The sequence below is a fragment of the Stackebrandtia nassauensis DSM 44728 genome (genome assembly GCF_000024545.1).
Classification (GTDB): domain Bacteria; phylum Actinomycetota; class Actinomycetes; order Mycobacteriales; family Micromonosporaceae; genus Stackebrandtia; species Stackebrandtia nassauensis.
The window spans coordinates 1,642,911-1,656,081 of the sequence record NC_013947.1 but is presented as its reverse complement, the minus strand read 5'-3'; the positions used below and the strand labels follow the sequence as shown (position 1 = coordinate 1,656,081).

Annotated in this window: 15 protein-coding genes; 6 read left to right on the top strand and 9 right to left on the bottom strand. The window is 68.3% G+C overall.

What is annotated here, in order from left to right; all coding sequences use genetic code 11:
* Window positions 1-19 precede the first annotated feature (19 nt).
* Both SNAS_RS07775 and SNAS_RS07770 read right to left on the bottom strand, forming a co-directional pair.
* A complete protein-coding gene (locus tag SNAS_RS07775) occupies window positions 20-520 on the bottom strand; it encodes an HIT family protein (RefSeq protein WP_013016853.1) in 501 nt (166 codons plus the stop codon).
* Window positions 521-524: 4 nt separating this feature from the next.
* Entirely contained in the window at window positions 525-1,421 is an 897-nt protein-coding gene (locus SNAS_RS07770; RefSeq protein WP_013016852.1) for a LysR family transcriptional regulator, read from the bottom strand.
* A 107-nt stretch (window positions 1,422-1,528) separates the two neighbouring features.
* On the opposite strand from SNAS_RS07770, the gene SNAS_RS07765 reads away from it, so the two are divergent.
* Both SNAS_RS07765 and SNAS_RS07760 read left to right on the top strand, forming a co-directional pair.
* A complete protein-coding gene (locus tag SNAS_RS07765) occupies window positions 1,529-2,236 on the top strand; it encodes a type 1 glutamine amidotransferase domain-containing protein (RefSeq protein ID WP_013016851.1) in 708 nt (235 codons plus the stop codon).
* The gene (locus SNAS_RS07760; protein ID WP_013016850.1) at window positions 2,233-2,976 is read left to right on the top strand and encodes a dienelactone hydrolase family protein; all 744 of its coding nucleotides are present in this window, start codon (window positions 2,233-2,235) and stop codon (window positions 2,974-2,976) included. The genes SNAS_RS07765 and SNAS_RS07760 overlap by 4 nt, the downstream gene beginning before the upstream one ends.
* On the opposite strand, the gene SNAS_RS07755 is transcribed toward SNAS_RS07760, so the two are convergent.
* Window positions 2,973-3,899 (bottom strand): DUF2306 domain-containing protein, encoded by a 927-nt coding sequence (locus tag SNAS_RS07755; RefSeq protein ID WP_013016849.1) that lies wholly within the window; start codon window positions 3,897-3,899, stop codon window positions 2,973-2,975. The two genes, SNAS_RS07760 and SNAS_RS07755, sit on opposite strands and share 4 nt — an antisense overlap.
* A 126-nt stretch (window positions 3,900-4,025) precedes the next feature.
* Between SNAS_RS07755 and SNAS_RS07750 the strand changes: the two genes are divergently transcribed.
* Window positions 4,026-4,802 carry a TetR/AcrR family transcriptional regulator gene (locus tag SNAS_RS07750; protein ID WP_013016848.1) on the top strand — a complete coding sequence of 259 codons (777 nt, stop codon included), beginning with the start codon at window positions 4,026-4,028 and terminating at the stop codon, window positions 4,800-4,802.
* Window positions 4,803-4,909: 107 nt separating this feature from the next.
* A complete protein-coding gene (locus SNAS_RS07745) occupies window positions 4,910-5,869 on the top strand; it encodes a DMT family transporter (protein ID WP_013016847.1) in 960 nt (319 codons plus the stop codon).
* On the opposite strand, the gene SNAS_RS07740 is transcribed toward SNAS_RS07745, so the two are convergent.
* From SNAS_RS07740 to SNAS_RS07715, 6 genes are all read right to left on the bottom strand, one after another.
* Window positions 5,839-6,567 carry an energy-coupling factor ABC transporter ATP-binding protein gene (locus SNAS_RS07740; RefSeq protein ID WP_013016846.1) on the bottom strand — a complete coding sequence of 243 codons (729 nt, stop codon included), beginning with the start codon at window positions 6,565-6,567 and terminating at the stop codon, window positions 5,839-5,841. The two genes, SNAS_RS07745 and SNAS_RS07740, sit on opposite strands and share 31 nt — an antisense overlap.
* Complete coding sequence (cbiQ, locus tag SNAS_RS07735) at window positions 6,567-7,325, bottom strand: cobalt ECF transporter T component CbiQ (RefSeq protein WP_013016845.1); 759 nt, start codon at window positions 7,323-7,325, stop codon at window positions 6,567-6,569. Before cbiQ ends, SNAS_RS07740 begins: the two co-directional genes overlap by 1 nt.
* Window positions 7,325-7,678, bottom strand: a complete 354-nt coding sequence (locus tag SNAS_RS07730; protein WP_013016844.1) for a PDGLE domain-containing protein — start codon at window positions 7,676-7,678, stop codon at window positions 7,325-7,327. The genes cbiQ and SNAS_RS07730 overlap by 1 nt, the downstream gene beginning before the upstream one ends.
* The gene (locus SNAS_RS07725; RefSeq protein ID WP_013016843.1) at window positions 7,678-8,379 is read right to left on the bottom strand and encodes an energy-coupling factor ABC transporter permease; all 702 of its coding nucleotides are present in this window, start codon (window positions 8,377-8,379) and stop codon (window positions 7,678-7,680) included. The genes SNAS_RS07730 and SNAS_RS07725 overlap by 1 nt, the downstream gene beginning before the upstream one ends.
* Window positions 8,380-8,496: 117 nt before the next feature.
* Entirely contained in the window at window positions 8,497-9,378 is an 882-nt protein-coding gene (locus SNAS_RS07720; protein ID WP_013016842.1) for an NAD(P)-dependent oxidoreductase, read from the bottom strand.
* A gap of 161 nt (window positions 9,379-9,539) precedes the next feature.
* The gene (locus SNAS_RS07715) at window positions 9,540-9,923 is read right to left on the bottom strand and encodes a DoxX family protein (RefSeq protein WP_013016841.1); all 384 of its coding nucleotides are present in this window, start codon (window positions 9,921-9,923) and stop codon (window positions 9,540-9,542) included.
* Window positions 9,924-10,207: 284 nt separating this feature from the next.
* Here SNAS_RS07715 and SNAS_RS07710 point away from each other — a divergent pair, with 284 nt between their 5' ends.
* Window positions 10,208-11,350 (top strand): S1 family peptidase, encoded by a 1,143-nt coding sequence (locus SNAS_RS07710; protein WP_013016840.1) that lies wholly within the window; start codon window positions 10,208-10,210, stop codon window positions 11,348-11,350.
* Between the two features lie 261 nt (window positions 11,351-11,611).
* Window positions 11,612-13,096: a S1 family peptidase gene (locus SNAS_RS07705; protein ID WP_013016839.1), complete on the top strand. Its 1,485-nt coding sequence runs from the start codon at window positions 11,612-11,614 to the stop codon at window positions 13,094-13,096.
* The last annotated feature ends 75 nt before the right edge of the window (window positions 13,097-13,171 follow it).

The following is a 13,171-nucleotide window of genomic DNA, read 5'->3' as shown; positions in this document are numbered from 1 at the left end:
CGCCGCGGCTTCGCGGCTGTCAGGACAGTTCGGCGCGCAGCCGCTCCCCTAGTTCGGCGAACGTTTCGGCGTCAATGTCGAGGACACCGGCGGCCTCGTTTCGGAGTGCGTTGTACTGCTGCTTCTCGTAGGGAACCCCTGGCGGCAGCGGCGCGACGTGCCAGTGGACGTGCGCGTTGCCGGTCATGCTGCCCAGCGACATCACGTAGACGCGTTCGGTGGGCACCACCCGTTTCAGGGCCCGCGCCACCTTGCGCACCACGGATTGGGTGCCCAGGTACTCGGCCTCGGACAGGTCCGTCGTCAAGTCCTCGGCATGCCGCTTGGGGCACACGAGGCTGTACCCGAGCAGCGACGGGAACTTGTTGAAGAAGGCGATGTTGTCGCCGTCGTCGTAGAAGACCACATGGTCGTCGTATCCGGGTGCGCCTTCGATGATCGAGCACACGAAGCATGGGCCCTCGCGGGCGAGCTTGATGTGGGCCTCCATGTCGAATTCTTTGCGGCCGAGCGATTCCATCGGGCTACCATAGCCGAGCCATGCTCAAAAGAGTACTGTGGACGGCCGATATGTGCGGGCGGTCGACGGTGCCGGTCCGTGCCGCGAGATACAGAGTGTTGATGGGCGGGATCTCGGGTTCCAGCAACGGGACCAGCCGTCCCTCGGCCAGCTCCCCCACGCACAGGTAGCGCGGCAGGACCGTGATCCCGCAGCCGGAGACCGTCGCGGCCAGCACGCCGCGCAGGTCGGGCACCACGACGACGGCGCTGCCCTTGGGGCGGACGCCGAAGCTGGTGCGCCAGTAGCGACGGATCACCGGCAGATCCTCCGCGTAGGACACCAGCGGGACGTTTCGCAACGCCGCCAGCGGATCGGTCGACAGCAGGTCCGCGTCGATCCGCTCGGCCCAGCCAGGGGCGGCGACCAGGACGAACTCCTCGTCGGTCAGCGGGGTGGCGGTGATGGCGCGGGCGCGCGGGCGGATCGTCGAGATCACCAGGTCGTAGGTTCCGGCGGCCAGTCCCGACAGCAGGTCGTCGGACAGGCCGAGGCTGACGCGCAGCCGCAGTCCGGCGCCGACGAGGTCGGCCAGGCTCGGCAGCACCCGGGTGGTGATGAGTTCGCCGGGCCCGGCCAGGTGCACCGGGGTGCTGAACGGGTCGTGGGCGTCGACGCCGCGATCGCCGATCGCCGTCAGCGCGTCGATGTGCGGTGCGACCCGGCGGGCGAGTTCCTCGGCGACCGGTGTCGGCGCCACTCCCCGGGGCAGTCGCTCGAAGAGTTTCTTGTCCAGCGCGGACTCCAGCGTCTTCAGCTGCGCGGTGATCGTCGGTTGCGACAACCCCAACAGGGGTACTGCCCTGGTGAGCGAACCGGCGCGGTAGACGGCGAGAAAGGTACGCAGCAGGGCGAGGTCCACGGCCGACTCCCATCGGAAACCTGATGGATACTACCGGATTTTCTATTGGGCAGTCGATGGATACGGACGTAGCGTCGAGGCCGAATCCGCCGAACCAAGGAGCAACGATGACTGACAGCAACGCGATTCTCATGGTCCTGACCGGGCACAGCGAACTGGGTGAGACCGGCCGGGTCACCGGTTTCCACGTCGCCGAGGCGGCGTATCCGTGGAAGGCGTTCACCGAGGCCGGTTACCGGGTGGACTTCGCCACTTCCGGCACCGGGACCCCGACGCCGGACAGCGCGGATCGCTCCGACCCGACGCAGCGGGACTTCCTGGACGACGCCGGGGTGCTGGAGCAGCTCGCCGATCCGAAGCGGCCCTTGGACATCGACGCCGCCGGGTACAAGGCGATCTTCTACGTCGGCGGCCACGGCACCATGTGGGACTTCCCCAACGACACCGCGCTGTCGGGGCTGGCCCGCGACATCTACGAGGCCGGTGGCGTGGTCGCGGCGATCTGCCACGGACCGGCGGGGCTGGTCAACGTCAAGTTGAGCGACGGCAGCTACCTTGTGGACGGCAAGAGCCTCACCTCGTTCACCGACAGCGAGGAACGCGCCGTCAAGGCGATGGACATCGTGCCGTTCGCGCTTGAGTCCACACTGGTGGAGCGGGGCGCGCACCACACCGGGATGGCTGACTTCACGGCGAACACCGTCGTCGACGACCGGCTGGTGACCGGCCAGAACCCGGCCTCGGCGCCGATGACGGCCGCGGCCGTCGTCGAGGTGCTGGAGCGGCTGCCCGGCGGAACCGGGAACCAGCGGTGACCGGACCCACCGAGGCGGTGGCGACGGTCGGCGAGCGGGTGAACGTCGGGACGTCCGGGATGGGCGCGTATGTCGCGCGCCCGGACCGGCCGGGGACGTACCCGGGGGTCCTGATCGGGTTCGAGATCTTCGGGGTCACACCTTATATACGTCGCATGGCCGATCGGGTCGCCTCGCTGGGGTACCTGGCGATCGCGCCGGACTTCCACCACCGCGACGCCCCCGGCGTCGAGCTGACCGCCGACGCGGAGGGGCGTTCGCGGGGGTTGGAGTTGACGCGGCGGCTGACGCGTGCGTCGGTCGCCGAGGATCTGGACGCGACCCGGGAGTATCTGGAGCGGCGGCCCGAGGCGACCGGTGCCGAGGCGATGGTGGGCTTCAGTCTCGGAGGGCACATCGGGTTCGTCGCCGCCGCGCACCTGAAGCTCAAGGCGTTGGCGGCGTTCTATCCCGGGTGGCTCACCGGAGGCGATATTCCACTGAGTACTCCCGAGCCGACGTTGGAGCTGACCGACGACATCTCGGGCCGCGTCCTGTTGGTGCTGGGCGAGGGCGACCATCTCATCGACGCCGAGCAGCGCGATCGCATCGCCGCGCGGTTCGCGGGCACCCGGCACGACCTGGTCGTCTACCCGTGGGCGCCGCACGGTTTCGCGTGCGACGAGCGGGAGAGCTACGACGCCGACTACACCCGGCACGCGTGGAGCCTGGTGGCGAAGGTGCTGGCCGAGGAGCTCTAACGCGTGGGCCCCGACCCGTACGGCGCGGGTGCTGCCGGTGGTGGCGGCACCCGCGGCGGCTCGGCGGCGGGTGGCAGCGGCGCGGCCTGGGGTGGCGGTACCCGCGGCGGGGCTTCGGTCAGCGGCGCCGTGGGGGCGGGGCCCGGTTGCGGCTCGGCGGCCGGGCGCGTGGCCTGGTGCCGCGGCGGCTGGGTTTGGTTGGCGCGCTTGGCTTTGCGGGCTCGGCGCTGGGCGGCGGTGCCGCGTTCCAGCCACCATTCGGCGATGAGCAGGCAGATCGTCCAGCCCAGCCAGGTGGTCATGCCCGCCGCCAGGTAGGTGACGATCTTGTCGTCGCCGTGGAAGTCGGAGTCCTTGTACCGCAACAGGGTGATGGTCGCGGCGGCCCCGAGGAACCGGTTCAGGACGATCGACATGGTCAGCGCGAAGCTGCGGATCATCCAGCGGCGGTGTTCGACGAAGCGGCGCTGCCGGGCCATCCGGTAACCGGTGAAGGTGAAGACGAGCCACAACGGCGCCATGATCAGCGAGCTGGCCGCCGCCACCGGGCCGAACGGGGTGATCGCGCCGATGACCAGGGCCGAGAGTCCGGCAGGCAGCACTCCAACGAAGACGTAGACGCGGCCACTGATGCGGTGCCACTTCGGTTTGCGGGCTCGCAGCCATGGCCAGATCTGCATGCAGCAGGTGACCATCGCCACGGCCGCGAAAACAACGTGGGTCACCAGCAGTGCGTAGTACGGCGGGAACCAGTCGGGGATGTCGATGAACGAATTGGCCGGGTCGAAGGTGAGGTATCGCGGCACCGAGAACGCGAGGAAAACGGTGGCGATGAAGAACAGCGGCACCACCCAGGGTCGTTTCCACCAGCGGATCCTCGGTGGCTTGGCGACGGCGGCGGGGGTGTTGGTCGTGGTGGTCATGGGGTGTCTTCCGTTTCCGGGTTCGGTGGGTGGACGCGGCGCGTCTCAAAACTCTGTATAGCGTACAGCATTATCTATATGACATACAGAGTTTAGGATGGAGCCCAGTCGAGGATTGGCGGGAAGATGAACGAGGAAGAACCGGCGCAGCGCATCGCGCGCACCACCGAACTGTTGTGGGGCACCGGACAACCGGGCAAGCGCGGGCCGAAACCCCGGCTCAGCCTCGACAAGATCGCGCGGGCCGCCATCGCGATCGCCGACGCCGACGGCCTGGCCGCCGTGTCGATGCAGCGGGTCGCCGCCGACCTGGGCTACACGCCGATGTCGCTGTACACCTACGTCCCCAACAAGGAGCTGCTGCTGGAGGCGATGCTGGACGTCGTCGCCGGAAGCCGCCTGCCCGAACCGCGCGAGTTCGACGACTGGCGCACCGAGATGCACGCCTACGTCGCCGACATGTGGAAGATGTTCGAGCGCCACCCGTGGGTGCTGCACGTCCAGGTCGTCGGACCACCCACCGGACCGGGGCAGCTGCGCTGGTTCGAACGGCTGTTGTCCATACTCGACAAAACTGGACTGTCGCTGCCGGAGTACCCGTCGGTGGGCCTGTTCCTGCTGGCGGCGGTGCGCGGCATGGCGAAGCTGACCCTGGACATGCGCGATCTGCACGGCTCCGCCGCCGACGCCCGGGCCGCCGACGCGGCCTCCGACAGCATGATCGCCAAGTATGTCGACCCGGTGAACTTCCCGCTGTTGACCTCCGTGTACAGCCAGCCGCCGCCCGAGACCGAGCCCGGCTGGTACCGCCCCGGCGTGGTGCCCGAGGACCTGCGCTATGGCACCGACCGGCTGCTGGACGGCATCGAGGCCCAGGTGGCGCGCTCCCGCGACACCGGCTGACGTCGCTTGCGAATTGCGTCATATTCGCTGCCGCCCCGCCGGTTCGCGAGATAGGGATGACAGGTGCCGGTACCCAGATCGGCCCTTACTGTCCCGAGGAGCCCGCGATGCCCGAAGCCGCGTCCACGCCGTCGCTGTGGCGCCGGTTCCTGTTGGGGCCGTTGCTGTCGGGCGTGTTCATACTCATGTGGACCAGCGGCTTCATCGTCGGCCCGATCGGCGTCAGTCTCGCGCCGCCGCTGGCGCTGACGTTCTGGCGGTTCGTCATGGCCGCCACCGTCATGGTGCTGGTGAGCCTGGTGACCCGGGCGCCGTGGCCCAGGACCCGGGCGGCCTGGCTGCAACTGGTCACCACCGGCGTCCTGATGCAGGCGGCCATGTTCAGCGGCGCCTACATCGGACTGTCGCTGGGCGTGTCGGCCGGACTCGCCGCGCTCATCAACGGTTCCGCGCCGGTGATCATCGCCGTGGCCGGGACCTTCGTGCTGCGGGAGAAGCTGTCGCTGGTGCAGTGGCTGGGCACCGCGCTGGGTTTCGCGGGCATCGCCATCGCCGTCAGCGGCGAGCTGGACGGCGCCCACATCGGCGTCGGCGCGGCCTTCGCGCTGCTGGGCACTGCGGGTTTCGCGGCCGGAACCCTGATCCAGCGCAAGGTCGGCGCCAAGACGGACCTGCGCACCGGGGCGGCGGTGCAGCTGAGTGCCGCCGCGCTCGTCACCGCGCCGGTGGCGTTCTTCCACGGTGGACTGGCGATGCCGGTCACGCCCGCGACCATGGCGACGCTGAGCTGGCTGGCGATCGGCAACTCGGTGCTGGCGCTGGGTTTGATGTTCTTCCTGCTGCGGCACCGCAAGGCCGCCGACACCACCCGGATGATGCTGGTGGTGCCACCGCTGACGGCGGTGGTGGCCTGGCCGCTGCTGGGCCAGGTCCCGGACGCGTTCATCTGGACCGGGCTGGTGGTGTCCGCGGTCGGGATCGCGATCGCTGCCCGCAGGCCGAAACCGGTGGTGGAACTGCCGCGTCCGGCCGCGGCTCAGCCCGCGTTGGCCACCGAGAACCCGTAGGGCAGCTCCAGCCGGTGCGCGGCCAGCAGGCCTTCGTCGGCGAGGATCTCGGCGGTCGGCGCGTCGGCCACAATGCGTCCATTGTCGAGGATGACGGAGCGCTGGCACAGCTGGTACGCGTAGGGCAGGTCGTGGGTCACCATGAGCAGCGTGACGTCCAGCCCCAGCAGGATGTCGGCCAGTTCGCGGCGGGCGGCCGGGTCCAGGTTCGAGGACGGTTCGTCCATGACCAGGATCGCCGGGCGCATCGCCAGTACCGTGGCCACCGCCACCCGGCGTCGCTGGCCGAAGGACAGGTGGTGCGGGGCGCGGTCGCGGTGCTCGGCCATGCCGACCGCCGCCAGCGCTTCGTCGACGCGGGCCGACAGTTCGGCGCCGCGCAGCCCCAGGTTGGCCGGGCCGAAGCCGACGTCCTCGGCGACCGTCGGCATGAACAGCTGGTCGTCAGGGTCCTGGAACACGATGCCCACCCGGCGGCGGATCTCGGCCAGGTGGGGTTTGGACACCGGCAGGCCGTCGACGTGGATGCTGCCGGTGCCGGTGAGGATGCCGTTGAGCTGCAGGATGAAGGTGGTCTTCCCGGCCCCGTTGGGTCCCAGCAGCGCCACCCGTTCGCCCTCGGCGACGTCCAGGTTCACGCCCGACAGCGCGACCCGGCCGTCCGGATACGCGAACTGGACTTCCTCTACCCGCAACATCACAGCATTATCGCCGTCGCCGCGATGGCACCGGCCGCCACCGGCAGCAACGCCGCCCGCGCCCAGTCGGTGACGGCGGCGGCGCGCAGCTCCGAACCCAGCGGCATCTGGCCGTTGTAGCCGCGCGACAGCATGGCGACGTAGACGCGTTCGCCGCGTTCGAAGGAACGCAGGAACAGCACCCCGACGCCGGTGGCGAAACCCTTGAGCTGCCACAGGAACCGCGGGTTGTCGCCGCGCGAGATCCGGGCGACCCGCATCCGTCGCGCCTCGGAGGCCAGCACGTGGGTGTAGCGGACCATGAAGGTGGCCAGCTGGGTGATGACCGCCGGGCAGCGCAGCCGGTTGAGTCCGGCCAGCAGCGCGGTGACGTCGGTGGTGGCGGCCAGGGTCAGCGACGCCCACACGCCCAGCGTCGCTTTGGCCAGGATGTTCCAGGCGCCCCAGCTGCCGGGCACCGACACTTCCAGGCCCAGCCAGGTCGTGTACGGCCCGCCCTCCATGAACGGCAGCAGCACCGCCAGCGCCACGAACGGCACCTCGATGAGACTCCGCTTCGCCAGCCACAGTGGAGTGATCCGGGCCACGGCCATGACGGCCAAAAGCAGCAGCGCGTAGCAACCGAAGGCCCACACCGCCTGCCGGGGCGTGGCCACGACCGCGATGGTGAAGGTGACCGAGGCGGCGATCTTGACTTCGCCGGGCAGCCGGTGCACCGGCGTCGTGCCGGGCCGGTACAGCGCGTGCCCGGCGCCCATTACTTGTCGTCCGTGGCCAGGTCGCGCCGCTTCACCAGCCAGAAGATCCCGGCGCCGATGGCGAACACGACGATGACGCCCAGCACGCCCGAGATCGCCGTGGACAGGAAGTCGTTGCCGATCCCGGCGGTGGCGTAGTCGGCGAACGGGCCGCCGCTCAGGTCGTGGTCAGCGGCTTTCTGTGCCATGCACTCGCCGCCGGTGATCTCGCCTTCGGCGTTGGTGGTGCAGCCTTCCAGGGTGGCCGAGTCGAGGCCGTCGGGCGAGCCGGAGGCGAAGTTGGACACCACTCCGGCCAGCAGCAGGGCCAGCAGCAGCCCGGCCAGGATGAATCCGCCTGTCTTGACGCGCATCACGCCGCTCCCTTCACGGTGGCCGCCAGCGGAGCCGGTGTCCGTCCCTTGAGGGCGTACACCAGGTCGGGCCGGGTCTTGGCGACCGTCGCCACGGTGGCGGCGGTGATGAGCCCCTCCCCGAGTCCGATGAGCAGATGCAGCCCCAGCATGGTGCCGGTGACGGTGGGCAGCGGCATGTTCGTGGTGCCGCCGATGGCGTACTCGACCACGAAGCCCGAGGCCCCGGCCGCGACACTGACCACGGCGGTTATGAACACGGCGACGCTGACGCCGGTCGCGGTGCGCGGCAACGCTTTGAGCAGCAGTCGCAGCACCCCGTAGGTGACGAACGCTCCGATCAGCGCCATGTTGACGATGTTGAGCCCCAGCGCGGTGATCCCGCCGTCGGCGAACAGCAGCGACTGTACGATCAGGACGATCGCGACGCACAGCGCGCCGACCCACGGCCCCACCAGCGCGGCGGCCAGCGCCCCTCCCAGGAGGTGCCCGCTGACGCCCAGCAGCACCGGGAAGTTCAGCATCTGGACGGCGAAGATGAACGCCGCGGTCAGTCCCGCCATCGGCACCAGGCGATCATCGAGGTCGGAGCGGGCCTTGACCACGCACAGACCCAGCAGCGCCACCGCGAGCACGGCGCAGGCCGTGGCGGTGGGGCCGTTGATGATGCCGTCGGCGATGTGCATCGCCACAGGTTCCACGAGTTCCTCCAAGGGGGCATGAGGTACTTATTGCAAGTATCTTGCAATAACCAGATGCTACCGCCCCCACCGCCCCGGGCCCACGTTTCGTCGCGTAACGGACACTGCCCGCAGCGGCTACCGCCGCGGCCTGGTGATCACCTCGTACAACGCCGAGATGCTCTGGTCCCGGTAGCCGGCCTCGACGCCGCGCCGCAGCAGTTCGTGCATCGGTTCGTGCCACGAGACGTCGATGTCCCCGTCGGCGCCGATCTCGGCGTCGTAGGGGATGCCCTCGTGGAACAGCCCCAGCGACGAGAACGGCTTGCTGTAGTCACGCTTGTCGATCTCCTCGGCCATCGGCGTCAGGACCTGACCGATCATCTCCAGCCACTTGACGGTGTAGGGCACCAGCGACCGCGCGGACTTGCCGCGTTTGGTCACCATCGCGGCCCCCTGGAAGAACCCCAGCAGCGCGGGCAACAGCGTCCCGCCCACCGCCTGTTCGTAGAGCTTGGCCAGGTCCACGTCGTCACCGAGGTGGACGGTGTCGCCGCCCAGCACCCGCAGGGTCGCCTCGTGCTCGGCGAACAGTTCCGGGTCGCCGCCGTAGTACAACAGCGTCTCCGGCTTGCCCACGGCGTCGGGCACGTTCTTGACCGCGCCGTCCAGCAACCGGATCCCGTGCGCCGAAGCCCACGCCGCCAAGGCGTTGACGCCCTTGGGCGTGCCCGAGTTCAGCGTCACCAGCACCCGTCCGGACAACGCCGCGGCGGCGGGTTCCAGCGCCTCGATCGTGGCCTCATAGGTGGTCAGGCAGGCGACGACGAGCGGGCTGTCGGCGACCGCCTCGGCGATGGATGCGATGTGGACGGCACCGGCTTCGGCCAGTGGCGCGGCCCTGCCCGGACTGCGGTTCCACACCGTGGTGGGGTGTCCGGCGTCCAGGAAGGCTTGCGCCAGCGCGGTTCCCATGTTGCCCAGACCCACTACGGTCACGGGCGTCTTGTCGGCGGACATCGCGATACTCCATTCGCATTTGGATTGTCGAAGGCGGTGTCCAAGCTAGGCACGTACTACACGTGCCGCAAGTACCTACTTTTTCGTAAGGTACCCACTTTCCGGTAAGGATCGAGGTGGCCGTCCCACGTCGGGAATGGGCTCGTGGGCACGGACACACGTCAGCCGGTGAAGGACTCGGGTCCGAAGCGACCCCAGGCCACGAAGGCGAGCAGGGCGAGGTAGACCAGGTTCACCAGGGCGTGTTTGACCTCCTGGCGCCGGGTCTCCACGACCGCCGCGCCGACCATGATCAGGCCCAGCCCGACGGCGGCCAGCGGCACCAGGATCGGCGCGATTCCGGTGACGGCGGGCAGGATCAGACCGAGGGCGCCGAGGATCTCGACGACCGCCAGCAGCTTGATGAAACCGGCGCTGAAGTCCTCGACCCACCCGGCACCGGGGGCCTTCATCAGTTTCTCCCGGGGGATGAACAGTTTGGTGGAACCGGCGAACGCGAATGCCGCGGCCAGAATGCCGGTGACGATCCACAGGGCGGTGTTCATGGTTCTCTGCTCGCGAAGTCGTTGTTGACTCTTTGACGGAGCCAGTTCGACAAACCAGACAGTTCGGCGGATGAGCCGCCCGACAGCCGGAGCCCCACGGCGGAGATAAATGTGCCAATATTTGAGTTCGTGGCGGGTGCGTATACCCCGTACTTGGCCGATAAGCAGGAAGAAACTAACTATTCACTTAATTATTTGGACCTTTCGATGCTGGACATCGATCGATAGTCTGTCCCCGCGGTGGCGCCCCTGACACCGCGAACGGACACGAAAGGTCTCCAATCGTGAACAAACGCAAAATCGCCGCGGTCATCGGTGCCGCGGCCATAGCAGGAGGCACCGCGCTCTTCCTGAGCACTGGCAACGCCTCCGCCGATGAGATCCGATCCATAGACGACCTGAAGTCGACGCTCAAGGGAACCGTCAGCGACGGCCAGCTCGAGGCCATGAAGGACCACCTGGGCACCACCGCCGACGGGGTCTACGAACGACTCGCCGTCGACAAGGTCACCGGCGACATCGAGAAGATCGCGTCCGAGGACTTCGCCGGCAAGTACGGCGGGACCTGGACCAACCCGCAGGGCACCGGCACCATCGTCGCCATCACCGACCCGGCACTGGTCGAGGACGTCGAGGAGCTGGGAGCCAAGGCCGAGGTCGTGGACTCCACGATGGACGAGCTGGAGAAGGCCAAGAACAAGCTCGACAGTGTCGACGTACCCGAGGGCGTGTACTCCTGGTCGATCGACGTCATGGAGAACTCGCTGAAGGTCGCCGGTGACCCCGAGGCCGCGAAGTCCTTCATCGAGGACGCCGGTGTCAAGGCGATCATCGACGAGAAGGCCGAAGAGGTGAAACCGCTGGAGGACATCGTCGGCGGCACCGAATACGGCATCGACAACCAGTCACTGTGCTCGGTCGGCTTCTCGGTGACCGGCCCCGACGGCGACGGCTTCCTGACCGCGGGCCACTGCGGCAGCACCGGCGCCTCGGTCACCAGCGGCACCGGACAGGGCGGCTCCTTCAAGGACTCGGTCTTCCCCGGCTCCGACTACGCCTATGTGGACGCGGGTGACGGCTGGACCGTCTCCCCCAACGTCGAGGGCTCCGACCAGGCCGTCGCCGACTCCACCGAGGCCGAGATCGGCGCCGAGGTGTGCCGCTCGGGTCGCACCACCGGTTGGCAGTGCGGCAGCATCCAGGAGAAGGACGCCAGCGTCACCTACCCGCAGGGCACGGTTGACGGCATGACCGGCACCGACGCGTGCGCCGAGCCCGGCGACTCCGGCGGTTCCTTCATCTCCGGCGCCAGCGCGCAGGGCATGACGTCGGGTGGTTCCGGCGACTGCTCCAGCGGCGGCCAGACCTATTTCTTCCCGGTGACGGACGCCCTGTCGGCGACCGGAACCGAGTTGACCGTCGGATAACTTCGCGTACCCGGCACTCCGCCCCGTCCGGCTCGGATTCCAGCCCCCGCCGGACGGGGCTTCTTCGTGCCCGAAACAATTCCCGCCTGTTCGGGATTGGTATTATTCGTCCACAAGGTATTTGTTGAATACCATGAATTCGCGGTATCGCATCCACAGAATTCAGCTGAATATTTCTATCTTTCTATTTCTTTGGGCCATCGCTAGGCTGCTCCCAACGCGGCGGCAAACAGTAACGCCGCCCACACGAAAGGCCCAATCGTGTCCAGACGCACCCTCGTGGCCGCTACCGCGTCCACGCTGCTGCTCGCAACGATTCTGGTCGCCAACCCCGCGACCGCCTCCGCCCAGCCCATCACCGCCGAAGCCGCCAAGGCCGAGCTGAAAGGCACCGTTGATCCCGACATCATCGACGCCATGAAGCGCGACTTCGGAATCAGCGCCGACGCCGCCTATGACCGGCTCGCCGCGTCCAAGGTGGCCAGTGACATCGAGTCCATCGCGTCGGTCGACTTCTTCGGTGCCTACGGTGGCACCTGGATCGCCAAGGACGGCACCCAGACCGTCGTGGCCGTCACCGACTCCGCCCTCGCCGACGACGTCGAAGCCCTCGGCGCCACCGCCAAGATCGTCGACAAGACCCTGGTCGAACTCCAGGACGTCCAAGCCCAGCTGGACAAGGTCGACTCGCCCGACGGCGTCCACTCCTACTACGCCGACGTCAAGACCAACGCCGTCACCATCACCGCGTCCAACCAGAAGGTCGCCGACAAACTCGTCCGCAAGGCCAAGGTCGACGCCGCAGACACGCGTTACCAGCACTCCGCCGAACAACCCAAGCCGCTGTACGACATCCGCGGCGGCGACGCCTACTACATGGGCGGCCGCTGCTCGGTCGGCTTCGCCGTCACCCACTCCGGTGGCAGCGGCATGGTCACCGCCGGACACTGCGGTACCCGCGGCACCGCCGTCCAGGGTTACAACCGCGTCGACCTGGGACGTTTCGAGGGCTCGGTCTTCCCGGGCAGCGACTACGCCTGGGTCTCGGCCAACAGCAACTGGACCTCGGTCGCCAAGGTCAACGGTTACGGCCAGGCCGACCTCAGCGTCTCCGACCGCACCGAAGCCGCCACCGGCGCCTCGGTGTGCCGTTCCGGTTCGACCACCGGTCTGCACTGCGGCACCATCGGTCCCAAGAACCAGACCGTGAACTACCCGCAGGGCACCGTGCGCGGCATGACCCGCACCAACGTGTGTGCCGAGCCCGGCGACTCCGGCGGCTCCTGGCTGTCGGGTTCCAGCGCCCAGGGTGTCACCTCCGGCGGCAGCGGTAACTGCTCCTCCGGCGGAACCACCTACTTCTTCCCGTTGACCCCGATCTTCAACGCCTACCCGGGACTGACCCTCAAGACCGGGGGCACCCAGCCGCCCGAGGGCTGCGACCGCTCCGAAGAGCAGTTCACCAACAGCCTGACCGGCACCGGCGATGAGAACCTCGAGCCCAACGGCACCTACTACGAGTCGGGCGCCGGCGCCCAGGTGGGCTGCCTCGTCGGTCCCAGCGGCACCGACTTCGACCTGTACCTGCGCAAGTGGAACGGCAGCTCGTGGACCACGGTCGCCCGTTCCGAAAGCGCCGACTCCACAGAGGAGATCAACTACAACGGCACGGCCGGTCGCTACGTGTGGCGGGTCTACGCCTACTCCGGCTCCGGTACCTACCAATTCGGACTGACGCGCCCGTAAAGTCTTCGTCGCGAAGCCAGTCCCCCTCACAGGCCCTGTCCGACGTCATGTGCCCGAACGTCGGACAGGGCCGCT